This is a genomic window from Enterobacter cloacae complex sp. 6730903 (assembly GCF_048283985.1).
Lineage (GTDB): Bacteria > Pseudomonadota > Gammaproteobacteria > Enterobacterales > Enterobacteriaceae > Enterobacter > Enterobacter hormaechei_C.
On record NZ_JBLVXX010000190.1, the window covers coordinates 1 to 315 of the forward strand.

At 36.5% G+C, this 315-nt stretch carries 1 protein-coding gene; it reads left to right on the forward strand.

All coding sequences use genetic code 11. From position 1 onward, the window contains the following. Window positions 1-208, forward strand: a 208-nt coding sequence (locus ACNQ0W_RS25510) for a glutathione binding-like protein (protein ID WP_417933323.1), incomplete at its 5' end; no start/stop codon positions are given. Between the last annotated feature and the right edge of the window lie 107 nt (window positions 209-315).

The window sequence follows — 315 nt, forward strand, 5'->3', positions numbered from 1 at the left end:
TTTATATGGTGTGTTGAATAAACAGCTCATTGGTCAGAAGTTTGTTGCAGGGGAATACTCAATTGCTGATATGGCAATTCTACCTTGGATTTTGCGTTATGAATGGCAGGGGATTCAATTAGAGGATTACCCGTATGTACAAGAATACATTGTTCGCTTAACAGCACGCCCTGCAGTACAAAAAGCATTATCAATTAAAGTCATCTAAGTTTATTGGTAGGGTAATGAATAAGGTGAAAGGTGATTTGGTCTAATTTAATATGCTAAGTTACTTTTTACTTTTTTTGAGTGCTTTTGGGGCGGCTACCTTATTAC